A 16,010-nucleotide genomic window follows, 5' to 3' on the forward strand; every position below is an offset into this window, starting at 1 on the left:
TCGGCGCGCTGCGTCACCGGACCCGGGGCCGCGTGACGGGGCAAGTGGACTAGAGTCCGACGGCGTGCACCTGAAGAGCCTGACACTGCGGGGATTCAAGTCCTTCGCCTCCGCCACGACGCTGCGATTCGAGCCCGGCATCACCTGCGTCGTCGGCCCCAACGGCTCGGGCAAGTCCAACGTGGTCGACGCCCTGTCGTGGGTGATGGGGGAGCAGGGCGCCAAGTCGCTGCGCGGCGGCAAGATGGAGGACGTCATCTTCGCCGGCACGACGGGCCGCCCCCCGCTCGGCCGTGCCGAGGTCTCGCTCACCATCAACAACAACGACGGTGCCCTCCCCATCGAGTACTCCGAGGTCACCATCACGCGGATCATGTTCCGCAACGGTGGCAGCGAGTACCAGATCAACGGCGATACCTGCCGACTCCTGGACATCCAGGAGCTGTTGTCCGACTCCGGCATCGGCCGCGAGATGCACGTCATCGTCGGCCAGGGCCAGCTCGACGGCGTACTCCACGCGGACCCGATGGGGCGCCGGGCGTTCATCGAGGAGGCCGCGGGCGTCCTCAAGCACCGCAAGCGCAAGGAGAAGGCGCTGCGGAAGCTGGACGCGATGCAGGCCAACCTCGCCCGCGTGCAGGACCTGACCGACGAGCTTCGGCGCCAGCTCAAGCCCCTCGGCCGGCAGGCGGCCGTCGCACGCAAGGCCCAGGTGATCCAGGCCGATCTGCGGGACGCGCGGCTGCGGTTGCTCGCCGACGACCTCGTGACGCTGAGGGAAGCGCTGAAGTCGGAGGTCGCGGACGAGGCGGCGCTCAAGGAGCGCAAGGACGCCGTCGAAGCCCGCCTGAAGGAGGCCCTGCGCCGCGAGGCCGACCTGGAGCAGCAGGTGAGGACGCTGGCGCCGCGTCTGGAGAGGGCCCAGCAGACCTGGTACGAACTCTCCCAGCTCGCCGAACGCGTGCGCGGCACGATCGGCCTCGCCGACCAGCGCGTCCAGCACGCCAAGGCATCGCCCGTCGAGGAGCGCCGAGGGCGCGACCCCGAGGACATGGAGCGCGAGGCGAACCGCATCCGCGAGCAGGAGGCGGAGCTGGAGGCGGCGCTGGAGGCAGCCGAGCGGGCGCTGGACGACACCGTGGCGCACCGCGCCGAGCTGGAGCGGCAGCTGCACGACGAGGAGCGCCGCCTGAAGGACGTGGCGCGGGCCATCGCCGACCGCCGCGAGGGCCTGGCCCGGTTGCACGGACAGGTCAACGCCGCACGCAGCAGGGCGTCGTCGGCGCAGTCGGAGATCGACAGGCTGACCGCGGCGCGGGACGAGGCGCAGGAGCGTGCGGCGGCGGCCCGGGAGGAGTACGAAGCGCTCCAGGCGGAGGTCGACGGCCTCGACCACGACGACGAAGAGCTCGCCGAGCAGCATGAGACCGCCAAACGTGAGCTGGCCGACGCTGAGGCCGTTCTTTCCGCGGCTCGTGAGGCCGTCACCACGGTGGAGCGTGAGCGGGCGGCGACCCAGGCCCGCCACGAGGCGCTCGCGCTGGGACTTCGCCGGAAGGACGGCACGGGAGCGCTGCTGGCCGCGACCGACCGGCTGACCGGCCTCCTCGGGCCCGCCGCCGAACTCCTCACCGTGACGCCCGGGTTCGAGGTGCCGCTGGCGGCGGCCCTCGGCGCGGCCGCGGACGCCGTGGCCGTGGCGGACACGGCGTCGGCCGCTGAGGCGCTGCGGCTGCTGCGCAAGGACGACGCGGGCCGTGCCGCCCTGCTCCTGGGCTCCGGCGGGGCCGGGGCGGCGCCCGTCGGGGCGCAGAGCGAGGAAGGACCGCGCGCGGCCGCGCAGTTCGTGCGGGGGCCTGAGGAACTGATGCCGGCGGTGCGCACCCTGCTGCGGGACGTGCAGCTCGTTGACACCCTGGAGGACGCGGAGGAGCTCGTCAGGTCGCGTCCGGGCGCGGTGGCGGTGACGGCCGAAGGGGACCTGCTCGGCGCGCACTTCGCCCAGGGCGGTTCCGCCGGTGCGCCGAGCCTGCTGGAGGCGCAGGCGGCCGTGGACGAGGCCGCGGCGAAGCTGGAGGAGCTGGCCGCCCGGCACGAGGAGCTGAGCGAGGAGCAGGAGCTGGCGAAGGCGCGCCGGCGTGGGTGCGCCGCACGCGTCGAGGAGCTGGGGGCCCGACGCAGCGCTGCGGACAGGGAGAAGTCGAAGGTTGCGGGGCGGCTCGGGACGCTGAGCGGGCAGGCACGCGGCGCGGCCGGGGAGGCGGAGCGGACCGCGGCGGCGGTCGCGAAGGCCGAGGCGGCGCTCGTACGGGCGAACGAGGAGGCCGAGGAGCTCGCCGAGCGGCTGGCCGTCGCCGAGGAGGCGCAGGACGAGGCGGACATCGAGCCGGACACCTCCTTGCGGGACCGCCTCTCGGCCGACGGCGCCAACGCCAGGCAGACGGAGATGGAGGCCCGGCTCCAGGTACGCACCCACGAGGAGCGGGTCAAGTCGCTCGCCGGACGGGCGGATTCACTCGATCGTGGGGCACGCGCGGAGCGTGAGGCGCGGGCGCGTGCAGAGCAGCGGCGCGCCCGGATGCGTCATGAGGCCGAGGTGGCAGGAGCTGTGGCCTCGGGAACGCGCCAGCTGCTGGCGCACGTCGAGGCGTCCCTCAGCCGCGCCGAGGAGGAACGCGAAGCGGCCGGTCAGGCCAAGGGGGAGCGCGAGCGGGCGCTGGTCGCGGAGCGCAACGACGGGCGCGAACTCAAGGACGAGCTCGACAAGCTGACGGACTCGATGCACCGGGGTGAGGTGCTGGGTGCCGAGAAGCGCATGCGCATCGAGCAGCTCGAGACGAAGGCGCTGGAGGAGCTGGGGGTCGAGCCCGCGGGGCTGGTCGGCGACTACGGCCCGGACCAGCTCGTACCGCCGTCCCTGCCCGCCGAGGGCGAGGAGCTGCCGGAGGACCCGGAGCACCCGCGGAACAAGCCCGTGCCCTTCGTCCGCGCGGAGCAGGAGAAGCGGCTGAAGGCCGCGGAGCGCGCCTACCAGAAGCTGGGGAAGATCAACCCGCTGGCCCTGGAGGAGTTCGCGGCTCTGGAGGAGCGCCACCAGTTCCTCAGCGAGCAGCTGGAGGACCTGAAGAAGACGCGGGCAGACCTGCTTCAGGTGGTGAAGGAGGTCGACGAGCGGGTCGAGCAGGTCTTCACGGAGGCCTTCCACGACACTGCCCGCGAGTTCGAGGGCGTCTTCTCGCGGCTCTTCCCGGGCGGAGAGGGGCGTCTGGTCCTGACCGACCCGGACGACATGCTCGCCACCGGCGTCGACGTCGAGGCGCGTCCGCCGGGGAAGAAGGTCAAGCGGCTCTCGCTGCTGTCCGGCGGCGAACGGTCGCTGACGGCGGTCGCGATGCTGGTGTCGATCTTCAAGGCGCGGCCGAGCCCGTTCTACGTCATGGACGAGGTCGAAGCCGCCCTCGACGACACGAACCTGCAGCGTCTGATCCGGATCATGGAGGAGCTGAAGGACAGCTCGCAGCTGATCGTGATCACGCACCAGAAGCGGACGATGGAGGTCGCCGACGCGCTGTACGGCGTCTCCATGCAGGGTGACGGCGTCTCCAAGGTCATCAGCCAGCGCCTCAGTTGAGGGTCAGCGGCACTATCTCTTCACATCTTGAACAACCTTGCGGAAGGCAGCCTGCGTTCGTGGGGAAGAACCCAATTCTCCTGTAGCTATTGACTTCGAAAGATGAAGTCATAGTCTCTTCAGCGCCACTTTTACCTTCAAGTCGTGGTGCGTCTGTGCCATCTGGTCGCGTGCCCGCTCGGAGGCGACGCAATCCCGAACCCGGCTGAGGCGCGCCGGGCACGCAGGAGAGATCTTGACCAGCACACCTCAAGCGGCGCCGTCGCAGGCAGGCGGGAAGACCGCCCCGCTCGGACGCGTCGTCTTCATCGCGGCATCGGCTGCCATGGGCGGGTTCCTCTTCGGCTACGACAGCTCGGTGATCAACGGAGCGGTCGAGGCCGTACGAGGCCGGTTCGACATCGGTTCGGCCCTGCTGGCGCAGGTCATCGCCGCGGCGCTGATCGGCAGCGCCATCGGCGCGGGGATCGCGGGTCGCCTCGCCGACCGCATCGGACGTATCCGCGTCATGCAGATCGCGGCGGTGATCTTCACAGTGAGCGCCGTCGGATCGGCGCTCCCCTTCGCACTGTGGGACCTGGCCATGTGGCGGGTGCTCGGCGGCGTGGCCATCGGCATGGCGTCGGTGATCGGCCCGGCCTACATCGCGGAGGTCTCCCCTCCGGCCTACCGCGGGCGGCTCGCCTCCTTCCAGCAGGGCGCCATCGTGCTCGGCATCGCCGTCTCGCAGCTGGTCAACTACGCGGTCCTCACCCTCGCCGACGGCGACCAGCGCGGGCGGCTCGCCGGCCTGGAGGCGTGGCAGTGGATGCTGGGGATCATGGTGATCCCGTCCGTCGCCTACTTCCTGCTGTCCTTCGTCATCCCCGAATCGCCCCGCTTCCTGATCTCCGTCGGCAAGCACACCAAGGCGCGCGAGGTGCTTGGCAGCGTCGAGGGCGAGCACGAGCGCATCGACCAGCGCGTCGAGGAGATCGAGCACGGGATGCGCAGCGAGCACAAGTCGACGTTCAAGGACCTGCTGGGCGGGCGCTTCGGCTTCCTGCCGATCGTCTGGGTCGGCATCGGGCTCTCCGTCTTCCAGCAACTCGTGGGCATCAACGTGGTGTTCTACTACTCGTCGACGCTGTGGCAGTCCGTGGGGATCAACCCCGAGAGCTCGTTCTTCTACTCCTTCACGACCTCGATCGTGAACATCGTCGGCACCGTCATCGCGATGACGCTGGTCGACAAGATCGGCCGCAAGCCGCTCGGACTGATCGGCTCGGTCGGCATGACGATCTCGCTCGCCCTGGTGGCCTGGGCGTTCTCCGCCCGTACGGGGTCGGGTGACAACGTCTCGCTGCCGGACACCCAGGGTGCCGTCGCCCTCGTCGGCGCGCACACCTTCACGCTCTTCTTCGCGCTCTCCTGGGGCGTGGTCGTCTGGGTGCTGCTCGGCGAGATCTTCCCGAACAAGATCCGGGCTGCGGGCCTCGGCGTCGCCGCGGCCGCCCAGTGGGTCGCCAACTGGGTCATCACCGCCAGCTTCCCGAGCCTCTCGGAGTGGAACCTCTCGGGCACCTACGTCGTCTACACCGGCTTCGCCCTGCTCTCGATCCCGTTCCTGCTCAAGTGGGTTCCGGAACCGAAGGGCAAGGCGTTGGAGGAGATGGGTTAATCCGAACCCCGCCACCCACTCCTCTGTACGGTCACCGCCCCGGTCTCCACCTCGGAACCCGGGGCGGTGGCCGTCCACTGTGCCGGCGGGTGCGGTACGGGGCCCGCCGTGGCGGCGTTGCCGTGCACGGTTGACGTTGCCGGATACTGGACGGGCTATGGAAATCGTCATCCTCGTTGTAGTCATCGCCCTGGTCGTGCTCGGCGCGATCAGCGGGCTCGTGGTGAGCGGCCGGAAGAAGAAGGCCGCACCAGCAGAGAAGTCCGCCGCTGCCCAGGCCACCAAGGCACCGCCCGCCGAACCGCATGTGGGGGAGGAGGCCGAGGGCGCCCCGGAAGCGCCGCGCAGAACGATCGAAGAGGTGGACCTCCCCGCCGCGGAGGCGCCCGCCCCGCCCGCTCCCGCCCCCGAGATCGAGACGCCGGAGCCGGCCGCGGGCAGGCTCGTACGCCTTCGCTCCCGTCTCTCCCGCTCCCAGAACACGCTGGGCAAGGGCCTTCTCACGCTCCTCTCGCGCGAGCATCTCGACGACGCGACGTGGGAGGAGATCGAGGACACCCTGCTGACCGCCGACGTCGGCGTGGCGCCCACCCAGGAGCTGGTCGAGCGGCTTCGGGAACGCGTCAGGGTGCTCGGCACCCGCACTCCCGAAGAGCTGCGCACCCTGCTGCGTGAGGAGCTGCTCACCCTGGTCGGCCCGGACCTGGACCGCACGGTCCACACCGAGACCCGCGGCGCGGTCGAGCGGCCGGGCGTGGTGCTGGTGGTCGGCGTGAACGGCACCGGCAAGACCACCACGACCGGCAAGCTCGCCCGGGTGCTCGTCGCCGACGGCAAGTCCGTGGTGCTCGGGGCCGCCGACACCTTCCGCGCCGCCGCGGCCGATCAGCTGCAGACCTGGGGCCGCCGGGTGGGAGCGCGAACCGTGCGGGGGCCCGAGGCCGGGGACCCGGCCTCGGTGGCGTTCGACGCGGTGAAGGAGGGCACCGACGAGGGCGCGGACGTCGTCCTCATCGACACGGCGGGACGTCTGCACACCAAGACCGGCCTGATGGACGAGCTGGGCAAGGTCAAGCGCGTCGTGGAGAAGCAGGGCCCGGTCGACGAGGTGCTGCTCGTGCTGGACGCCACCACTGGCCAGAACGGCCTCGTCCAGGCCCGGGTGTTCGCCGAGGTCGTGGACATCACCGGGATCGTGCTGACCAAGCTGGACGGCACGGCCAAGGGCGGCATCGTCGTGGCGGTGCAGCGTGAACTGGGCGTACCGGTGAAGCTCGTCGGGCTCGGGGAGGGCGCGGACGACCTGGCGCCGTTCGAGCCGGAGGCGTTCGTCGACGCCCTCATCGGCGGGGCGTGAGCCTCCTGAGGTGCCCCGCCCGCGCGGGGTGGACCGGTCGTCCGCGAGGCGTATGCGGATAGCGGTCGCGCGCGAAGCCGAGCGCCCCGCCCCACGGTGCAGATGGGGCGGGGCGCGCTTGTGGCCGCCTCCCGGGGCGGCTCGGCGGCCGGGCGCCGGGGCTCAGGCGGCCGACCGGTGGCAGACGTAGGCGAGCGTGCCCAGCAGCAGCCGGGCCTGTGGCGGTGAGCCCGCGCCTTCCAGCGTGGGAGGACGCAGCCAGCGCACCGGCCCGCGCCCTCCCAGGTCGGAGGGCGGTGCGGTGATGTACTCGCCCTCGCCGGCGCCACGCAGGTCGAGTTCGGCGTCGTCCCAGCCCATCCGGTAGAGGAGCTCGGGCAGTTCGGCGGCCGCCCCCGGAGCGACGAAGAACCAGGCGCGCCCGTGCGGAGCCAGGGCGACGGGACCGAGGGGCAGCCCCATGCGCTCCAGGCGCACCAGCGCGCGGTGCCCGGCGGACTCGGAGACGTCGAGGACGTCGAAGTGCCGTCCCGTAGGGAGGAGAAGGGCCGCGCCGGGCACCTGTGCCCACGCCTCGCCCGCCTCGTCGAGCGTCGCGCCGGCGGGCACCTCCAGGGAGGCGTCCAGAGGATGCGCTCCGGGCGCGGGGCAGACGGAGGCACCGCACGAGCACTCCGTACGGCCGCCCGCCGTACGCGCGGCGCGGGCGCCGGGGACCACCGTCCAGCCCCACAGACCGGTGTACTCCGCGACGGCGGTCGCTGCCGAGGCGCGGCTGCGGCGCCGTCCGCCGGGGCGCAGCTGATGGAGTTCGCGGATGCCGCTGAGACCGCCGATGGCGCCGATCGTGAAGCCCATGCTCCCTCCAACGGGTCCTGCCTGCCGATGGTTACGAGGGCACTGCGCACTGTGACGGCCCCCGTGTACGCCGAGCCGCCCCGGCAGGGCACGACCCTGGGTCAAGTGAAGCGCGTGCAGCGGCCAGGGGGTTCATTCGAAGGGGTGGCGAATGGTGGCGTTTCTGAGAACGGGCTCGCCAGTACGGTGATCGGGGGGTTACTTTCGGTACACACACGAGCGGAGCAACTTCGCCTCGTGGGTATGCCGGAGGCATGGGGTCGGTGGGGTGAGGGGCCGGATGGGGGCGTTACGGGTGAGCGAGGGCGAGAAGCTCCCCAACGGGCAACTGGGCTCGTGGTTTCAGCGCAGCGGCTGGTCCAAGGGTGAACTCGCGCGCCAAGTGAACCGGAGAGCCCGTCAGTTGGGCGCTCATCACATCAGCACCGACACCTCGCGCGTGCGCCGCTGGCTGGACGGCGAGCAGCCGCGCGAACCCATCCCGCGGATCCTGTCCGAACTCTTCTCCGAGCGCTTCGGCTGCGTCGTCGGCGTGGAGGACCTGGGCCTGCGGCCGGTGCGGAAGTCGCCGGCGGCGTCGGGGGTGGATCTGCCCTGGGCGGGTCCGCAGACGGTGTCGATGATCAACGAGTTCTCGCGCGGCGACCTGATGCTGGGGCGGCGCGGATTCCTCGGCAACTCCCTGGCGGTCTCGGCCGGGCCCGCGCTGGTGGAGCCCATGCAGCGCTGGCTGGTGCCGAGCCCGGTGCCGCCGGGGGGCGCGGGCGGCGCCACGCAGGCAGCTGAGGGCGAGGGCCCGGAGGCGTATGCGGGGGCCTGGCAGGGCGGTGCCGGTGAGGCAGTTCCCGGTGCCGCGGAGGGGCCGGGCCACGGCGACAGCGCGACGGACACCATCGGGGCCCTCGGCGGACCCGGAGGCACGTCCCGCAAGCGTGCCGCCAAGCTGTCGCTCCCCGAGGTCGAGCTGCTCGAGCAGACGACGGTGATGTTCCGGCAGTGGGACGCGCAGTGCGGAGGCGGGTTGCGCCGCAAGGCCGTCGTCGGTCAGCTGCACGAGGTGACGGACCTGCTGCAGGAGCAGCACACCGACGCGGTGGGCAGGCGCCTCTTCCGCGTCACGGCCGAACTGGCCGAGCTGGCGGGGTGGATGAGCTTCGACGTCGGCCTCCAGCCCACTGCGCAGAAGTACTTCGTCCTGGCGCTGCACGCCGCCAAGGAGGCGGGAGACCGTCCCCTGGGCTCGTACGTGCTGAGCAAGATGGGCCGGCAGATGATCCATCTGGGCCGCCCGGAGGACGCGCTGGAGCTCGTCCACCTCGCGCAGTACGGCAGCAGGGAGGGTGCGACGGCGCGTACGCAGGCAATGCTCTCGGCCATGGAGGCCCGCGCCTACGCCAACATGGGGCAGCCCGGCAAGTGCCGGCGGGCGGTGCGGATGGCGGAGGAGTCCTTCGAGGACGTCGGAGCGGGGGACCGCGACCCCGACTGGATCCGGTTCTTCTCGGAGGCCGAGCTGAACGCCGAGATCGCGCACTCCTACCGCGACCTCGCCTACTCCTCCGGCCGCAGCCCGACGTACGCGTCGATGGCCCGCCCCGCGATGGAGCGGGCGGTGGAGCTGTTCGAGCTGGAGTCCGCGCAGACGCACGGCGGCGGACACCGGCGCTCCTACGCGCTGAACCTCCTCGGCATGGCGAGCGTGCACCTGCTGCAGAAGGAGCCGCAGGACGGTGCCGTCCGTACCGGGGAGGCGTTCGACGTGGCGAAGCGGCTCCGCTCCGAGCGGGTCAACAACCGGCTGCGCAGGACGGCGGCCTGGGCGGCGAGGGACTTCGGGGAGGTCGCGGAAGTCGTCCAGCTGGGCGAGCGGCTCGCGGCGGAGCTGCCCGAGGACGAGGACGTCGCCGTGGCGGGCTGACCGCTTGGCCCGCTGACCTGCCGTCCGCAGCAGGCCCCTGACCACCGGCCGCGCTCCGCATCCCGGTATCCGACTGGGCTCCCCCGACGCCACGTCGTACGGATGCGGGCGCGGCCGGTACTCGCCGTCCGCGGGACGATCGCACAGGCCGCGCGTGGCCTGAGTGCCGGGCGGGCCGCACCGGCGGACGTGAGAGCAGTCGGACGGTCGGCATCTCATGGCCGTTCATGCGGGCGTAACACTGCCGCGAGCATCGTCACCACAGCGAAACACCCGGCGGCATCAGCGGAAACGGGCCCCGTGGAGCCTTGCGAGCATCCCCGGCCCATCCCGTCCACCCGCACGGGTCGTTACCTGAGGAGACGTTCACGTTGAACGGCGCGGATACCGCTTTCGTCATGCTCAGCGCGTTCCTGGTCATGTTGATGACACCAGGACTCGCCTTCTTCTACGGCGGCATGGTCAGGGTCAAAAGTGCCCTCAACATGCTGATGATGTCCTTCATCTCCCTGGGCATCCTGAGCGTCCTGTGGGTGCTCTACGGCTACTCGCTGGCGTTCGGCCCCGACACGGCCGGCGTCATCGGGAACCTCGACTTCATCGGCCTGAAGGGCATCTCCGTCGAGACGCTGACCGAGAAGGGCGGCATCCCCGTCTTCGCCTTCGCGCTCTTCCAGATGATGTTCGCCATCCTGACGCCCGCGCTGATGAGCGGTGCGCTGGCGGACCGTGTGAAGTTCGGGGCGTGGGCCGTCTTCATCGCGGTGTGGGCGACGGTCGTCTACTTCCCCGTGGCCCACTGGGTCTGGGCCGAGGGTGGCTGGCTGTTCGAGCTCGGGGTCATCGACTTCGCCGGCGGAACGGCTGTCCACATCAACGCCGGTGTCGGTGCGCTGGCCGCCGTCCTCGTCGTGGGCAAGCGGATCGGCTTCAAGAAGGAGCCCATGCGGCCGCACAGCCTTCCGCTGGTGGTGCTGGGCGCGGCGCTGCTGTGGTTCGGCTGGTTCGGGTTCAACGCGGGATCGGCCCTCGCCGCCGACGGCACCGCGGCGACCATGGCCATGAACACCCAGCTCGCCACCGGCGCCGCGGTCCTCGGATGGCTGCTGTACGAGCGCATCCGGCACGGGGCCTTCACGACGCTGGGCGCGGCGTCCGGGGCCATCGCGGGCCTCGTCGCGATCACGCCCGCGGGGGCGAACGTCAACGCGCCCGGGGCGCTCGCCATCGGAGTGGTCGCCGGTGCGGTGTGCTCCTGGGCGGTCAGCCTCAAGTTCACGCTCGGCTTCGACGACTCGCTCGACGTCGTCGGCGTCCATCTCGTCGGCGGACTGATCGGCACGCTGATGGTGGGATTCCTGGCCGTCGACGGCGCAGGCGGTCTCGGCCAGTTCGGCAAGCAGGCCGTCGGGGCCTTCTCGGTGATGGCGTACTCCTTCGCGATGGCCTGGGTCATCGCCAAGCTGATCGACGTGACGATCGGCTTCCGTGCCGGTGAGGACGACGAGACGAGCGGGCTCGACAGGGCGTACCACGCGGAGACCGCCTACGACTTCAGCGCGGTCGGCGGTTCCTCGTCCTCCGCCCGTCCCGCCCCGGCCGTGCAGGGCGCCGGCGGGCAGCACGAAGCAGTCGCAGCGCCCGGTCAGCTCTCCGACAAGAAGGTGGACGCATGAAGCTCATCACCGCGGTCGTCAAGCCGCACCAGCTGGAGGACGTGAAGGAGGCCCTGCGCGCCTTCGGCGTGCAGGGGCTGACGGTCACCGAGGCCAGCGGCTACGGACGCCAGCGCGGCCACACAGAGGTCTACCGGGGCGCGGAGTACACCGTCGACCTGGTGCCCAAGGTGCGCATCGAGGTCCTTGCCGAGGACGAGGACGCGGAGGAACTGCTCGAAGTCGTCGTCAAGTCGGCCCGCACCGGAAAGATCGGCGACGGCAAGGTCTGGACGGTGCCTGTGGAGACGGCAGTACGGGTGCGTACGGGCGAGCGAGGGCCGGAGGCCCTCTAGGACGTCCCGGGCGTCCCGCGCAGACCGCGGGTGCGCCAGGGACGCACCCGCGGTCTTCGCGCAGCGCTCAGCAGCAAGCCGCCGGCACGGACAGGAACCGGGGACCGAACATGGTCGAACAAACCGAAACCACACGGGCGGCCGCCGCTCCGGAAGCCGGACCCGCCGTGCGGCCGGGCGGGTACGCGGCGGCGCGGCTGCGCCTCCTCGACGGCGCCCGGAACGCCGTGGCGGGCGGCGGGGACCTCTGGCCGCTGGGCGGAGCGTCCTCCGGACCGGCACGGCGCGAGGAGCTCGCACGCATCACCGACCAGTGGCTGTGCGGACTGCTGGGGCCCGCGGACCCGGGCGTCGCGCTCGTGGCGGTCGGCGGGTACGGCCGGGGAGAGCTGTCACCGCGCAGCGACCTCGACCTGCTGCTCCTGCACGACGGGAGCAGAGCGAAGGGCGAGATCGCACGGCTCGCCGACCAGATCTGGTATCCGGTCTGGGACCTCGGGATCGCGCTCGACCACTCGGTGCGGACGCCTTCCGAGGTACGCGCGGTCGCGCAGCAGGACCTCAAGGCGCAACTGGGGTTGCTGGACGCGCGGCACGTCGCCGGCGACGAGGCGCTGACGGCGCAGCTGAGGGGGGAGGCGTTCGCCAGGTGGCGTGCGGAAGCGCACAAGCGCCTGCCCGAGGCCGGAGAGCTGGCCGATGAACGGACGCGCTCGCACGGCGAGTTGCGATTCCTCCTCGAACCGGACCTGAAGGAGGCGCGGGGAGGCCTGCGCGACGCCACCCTGCTGCGCGCGGTGGCGGCCTCCTGGCTGGCGGACCCGCCGCGCGGCGGACTGGAGGAGGCCCGGCGGGTGCTGCTCGACGTCCGCGACGCGCTGCACCTGGCCACGGGCCGCGCCACCGACAGGCTCGCCCAGCAGGACCAGAGCCAGGTCGCCGCAGCTGTCGGGCTGCTCGACTCCGACGTACTGCTGCGGCAGGTCTACGAAGCCGCGCGCACCGTCGCCTACGCGAACGACGTGACGTGGCGCGAGGTGAACCGCGTCCTGCGGGGACGCGCGGGCAGATCGTCCCGGCTGCGGGGGATGCTGGGCGGCGGAAGCCGTCGCGCTGCCGACCAGGGGCGTACACCGCTCGCGGAGGGCGTCGTCGAGCACGACGGCGAGGCAGTGCTCGCACGCACTGCCCGGCCTGAGCGCGATCCGGTGCTCCTTCTGCGTGCGGCCGCCGCGGCGGCGCAGGCGCAGCTCCCGCTCGCTCCGCCGGCCGTACGGCGGCTGGCCGAGGCGTCCCGTGGCGCGTCTCCGCGGGGCAGCCGTCCGGCGTCGGGACTGTCCCCGGGGACGGGTGGACAGACGTCGACCGGCGCCACGAGCGGGGCAAGTGCGACGAGCGGAACGGGTGCCACCGGGGCACAGGAGGCGGCGACTGCGTACGACCCGCTGCCCGTGCCGTGGCCCGCGGAGGCTCGCCAGCAGTTCGTCAGCCTGCTCGGGGCGGGGGAGGCGACCGTGCCCGTCTGGGAGGCGCTCGAGGCGGAGGGCCTCATCACGCGGCTGCTACCGGACTGGGAGCGTGTCCGCAGCCGCCCGCAGCGCAACCCGGTACACCGGTTCACCGTCGACCGTCATCTCGTCGAGACAGCCGTCCGCGCCTCCGCGCTGACGCGCCGCGTGCAGCGGCCCGATCTGCTGCTGGTGAGCGCTCTGCTGCACGACATCGGCAAGGGCTGGCCGGGGGACCACTCGATCGTGGGTGAGACGATCGCTCGCGACACGGCCTGCCGCATGGGCTTCGCCGCCCCCGACGTCGAGGTCGTGGCGATGCTCGTACGCCACCACCTGCTGCTGGTCGAGACGGCGACCCGGCGCGATCTGGACGACCCGGCGACCATCCGCTCCGTCGCCGACGCTGTCGGATCGGCCGGCACGCTCGAACTGCTGCACGCGCTCACAGAGGCCGACGCACTCGCCACCGGTCCAGCCGCCTGGTCGTCGTGGCGCAGCGCGCTCGTCACCGATTTGGTGAAACGGGTTGCCGGAGTACTGGCCGGGGAGACTGCCGAACAGCACACCGACCCCTACGTGCCCACAGCCGAGGCCGAGCAGCTCGCCTCAGAGGCGTGGCGCTCCGGCGGCCCCGTACTCACGCTGCGCAGCCGGCCGGAGGGACCTGCGGAGGACCGCTCGGCGGCACCTCCGGCGGGTGATCGTGAAGCACTGCCGGAGGAGCAGGAACCCGTCGGCGTCGAACTGCTCGTCGCTGTCCCCGCGCCGCCCGCTCCGGACGGTCCGCCCGCTCCGGCTACCGCACCGGACACGTCCCGCCCGTACGCGATGGGTGTTCTGCCGGCGGTGGCCGGGGTCCTCGCGCTGCACCGTCTCACTGTCCGCTCCGCCGACCTGCGAGTGCTACGGCTGCCGGACGCTGCGCCGGGTCCGGGAGGCGAGGCGTCCGTCATGCTGCTGTCGTGGCGGGTCGCCACCGAATTCGGATCGCTGCCGCTCGCGACGAGGCTCCGCTCCGACCTTGCCCGCGCCCTCGACGGCTCGCTCGACATCGCCGCGCGCCTCGCCGAGCGTGAAGCCGCCTACCGCAGGCCCCGGCGGGTCAGCCACGCGCCGCCTCCCCGGGTGAGTGTCGCTCCCGCGGGCTCGGAAGTGGCCACTGTCCTGGAGATTCGCGCACAGGACGCGCAGGGACTGCTCTACCGCATCGGCCGGGCCCTGGAGGGCGCGGGCGTGATCGTGCGCAGCGCGCACGTCAGCACGCTCGGCTCCAACGCCGTGGACGCGTTCTATGTCACGGGCCCCGACAGCGCGCCTCTGCCGGCGGCAGAGGCAGCCGGGCTCGCCCGTGACCTCGAGCGTGACCTGGGAAGCGGAGCGGCCGCCCCCGCGGGCCCGGTGCGGGGTCGCTGACCGGACCTGACCGGAGTGCGTGCGGACGGATACCCTGGGAGGCCGACTCCGACTGAACCCAGTACCCAGACGCGAAGGATCCGCGACCGCCGTGTTCGACACTCTCTCCGATCGCCTCGCAGCGACCTTCAAGAACCTACGGGGCAAGGGCCGCTTGTCCGAGGCGGACATCGACGCCACGGCGCGCGAGATCCGCATCGCCCTGCTGGAGGCGGATGTCGCCCTCCCCGTCGTCCGTGCCTTCATCAAGCAGGTCAAGGAGCGCGCCGTCGGGGCGGAGGTCTCACAGGCCCTGAACCCCGCCCAGCAGGTCATCAAGATCGTCAACGAGGAGCTCATCGGCATCCTCGGCGGCGAGACCCGCCGCCTGCGGTACGCCAAGAACCCGCCGACCGTCATCATGCTCGCCGGTCTGCAGGGCTCGGGTAAGACGACGCTCGCGGGCAAGCTCGGCCGCTGGCTCAAGCAGCAGGGCCACGCCCCGCTGCTGGTCGCCTGTGACCTCCAGCGCCCGAACGCCGTCAACCAGCTCTCCGTCGTCGCGGAGCGGGCAGAGGTGGCCGTCTACGCGCCGGAGCCCGGGAACGGCGTGGGCGACCCGGTCAAGGTCGCCCAGGACTCCGTGGGATACGCCCGCGACAAGCACCACGACGTGGTCGTCGTCGACACCGCCGGACGCCTCGGCATCGACGAGGAACTCATGCGGCAGGCCGCCGACATCCGGGACGCCGTCAGCCCCGACGAGATCCTCTTCGTCGTCGACGCCATGATCGGTCAGGACGCCGTCACGACCGCGGAGGCCTTCCGGGACGGCGTCGGCTTCGACGGCGTGGTGCTCTCGAAGCTCGACGGCGACGCGCGAGGCGGCGCCGCCCTGTCCGTGGCGCAGGTCACGGGCAAGCAGATCATGTTCGCCTCCAACGGCGAGAAGCTGGACGACTTCGACGCGTTCCACCCGGACCGCATGGCGTCCCGCATCCTCGGCATGGGCGACATGCTCACGCTGATCGAGAAGGCGGAGCAGACCTTCAGCCAGCAAGAGGCCGAGAAGATGGCCGCGAAGCTGCAGAAGGGGCCCAAGGAGTTCACGCTCGACGACTTCCTGGCGCAGATGGAGCAGGTCCGCAAGATGGGCTCGATCTCCAAGCTGCTCGGGATGATGCCCGGCATGGGCCAGATGAAGGACCAGATCAACGACCTCGACGAGCGCGAGGTCGACCGCACGGCCGCGATCATCAAGTCGATGACCCCGAACGAGCGTGCCGAGCCCACGATCATCAACGGCTCGCGCCGTGCCCGCATCGCCCGGGGCTCCGGTGTGGACGTCAGCGCGGTGAAGAACCTCGTCGAGCGCTTCTTCGAGGCGCGCAAGATGATGTCCCGCATGGCGCAGGGCGGCGGCATGCCGGGAATGCCCGGGATGCCGGGCATGGGCGGCGGTGCCGGGCGGAAGAAGAAGCAGCCGAAGAAGGCGAAGGGCAAGCGCCAGTCGGGCAACCCGATGAAGCGCAAGCAGGAGGAGCAGGCGGCCGCACAGCGCAAGGCCGCAGGTCAGGGCGGTGCTTTCGGCGGCGCGGCCGACGGTGCCGGACAGGGCGGCGGCGACTTCGAGCTGCCGCAGGAGTTCAAGGACATGCTGCCCCCGAAGTGA

The 16,010-nt window shown here is 71.7% G+C and carries 9 protein-coding genes; 8 read left to right on the forward strand and 1 reads right to left on the reverse strand.

From position 1 onward, the window contains the following. Positions 1 to 64: 64 nt before the first annotated feature. The 3 genes from smc (at position 65) to ftsY (ending at position 6,648) form a co-directional block, all read left to right on the forward strand. Positions 65 to 3,631, forward strand: coding sequence for a chromosome segregation protein SMC (gene smc / locus H181DRAFT_RS15205; protein WP_045864968.1), 3,567 nt, complete (start codon positions 65 to 67; stop codon positions 3,629 to 3,631). Between the two features lie 235 nt (positions 3,632 to 3,866). Beyond that, complete coding sequence (locus H181DRAFT_RS15210; RefSeq protein WP_045864969.1) at positions 3,867 to 5,291, forward strand: sugar porter family MFS transporter; 1,425 nt, start codon at positions 3,867 to 3,869, stop codon at positions 5,289 to 5,291. 157 nt (positions 5,292 to 5,448) lie between these two features. Beyond that, positions 5,449 to 6,648 (forward strand): signal recognition particle-docking protein FtsY, encoded by a 1,200-nt coding sequence (gene ftsY, locus H181DRAFT_RS15215; RefSeq protein WP_045864970.1) that lies wholly within the window; start codon positions 5,449 to 5,451, stop codon positions 6,646 to 6,648. Between the two features lie 162 nt (positions 6,649 to 6,810). Here ftsY and H181DRAFT_RS15220 read toward each other — a convergent pair whose 3' ends face one another. Next, a complete protein-coding gene (locus H181DRAFT_RS15220) occupies positions 6,811 to 7,506 on the reverse strand; it encodes a bifunctional DNA primase/polymerase (RefSeq protein WP_045864971.1) in 696 nt (231 codons plus the stop codon). A gap of 280 nt (positions 7,507 to 7,786) precedes the next feature. Here H181DRAFT_RS15220 and H181DRAFT_RS15225 point away from each other — a divergent pair, with 280 nt between their 5' ends. The 5 genes from H181DRAFT_RS15225 to ffh all read left to right on the forward strand — a co-directional run bounded on the left by H181DRAFT_RS15225 (position 7,787) and on the right by ffh (position 16,010). Further along, on the forward strand, positions 7,787 to 9,424 hold the full coding sequence (locus tag H181DRAFT_RS15225; RefSeq protein WP_045864972.1) for an NsdA family TPR-like regulatory protein: 1,638 nt from the start codon (positions 7,787 to 7,789) through the stop codon (positions 9,422 to 9,424). Between the two features lie 371 nt (positions 9,425 to 9,795). Next, positions 9,796 to 11,100 carry an ammonium transporter gene (locus H181DRAFT_RS15230; RefSeq protein ID WP_045864973.1) on the forward strand — a complete coding sequence of 435 codons (1,305 nt, stop codon included), beginning with the start codon at positions 9,796 to 9,798 and terminating at the stop codon, positions 11,098 to 11,100. After that, the gene (locus H181DRAFT_RS15235) at positions 11,097 to 11,435 is read left to right on the forward strand and encodes a P-II family nitrogen regulator (protein ID WP_045864974.1); all 339 of its coding nucleotides are present in this window, start codon (positions 11,097 to 11,099) and stop codon (positions 11,433 to 11,435) included. The genes H181DRAFT_RS15230 and H181DRAFT_RS15235 overlap by 4 nt, the downstream gene beginning before the upstream one ends. Positions 11,436 to 11,545: 110 nt before the next feature. Continuing rightward, positions 11,546 to 14,359 carry a bifunctional uridylyltransferase/uridylyl-removing enzyme gene (locus tag H181DRAFT_RS28455; RefSeq protein ID WP_045864975.1) on the forward strand — a complete coding sequence of 938 codons (2,814 nt, stop codon included), beginning with the start codon at positions 11,546 to 11,548 and terminating at the stop codon, positions 14,357 to 14,359. 91 nt (positions 14,360 to 14,450) lie between these two features. Further along, positions 14,451 to 16,010, forward strand: coding sequence for a signal recognition particle protein (gene ffh, locus H181DRAFT_RS15250; RefSeq protein WP_045864976.1), 1,560 nt, complete (start codon positions 14,451 to 14,453; stop codon positions 16,008 to 16,010).

This window comes from Streptomyces sp. WMMB 714 (genome assembly GCF_900090125.1).
Taxonomy (GTDB): Bacteria; Actinomycetota; Actinomycetes; order Streptomycetales; family Streptomycetaceae; genus Streptomyces; species Streptomyces daqingensis.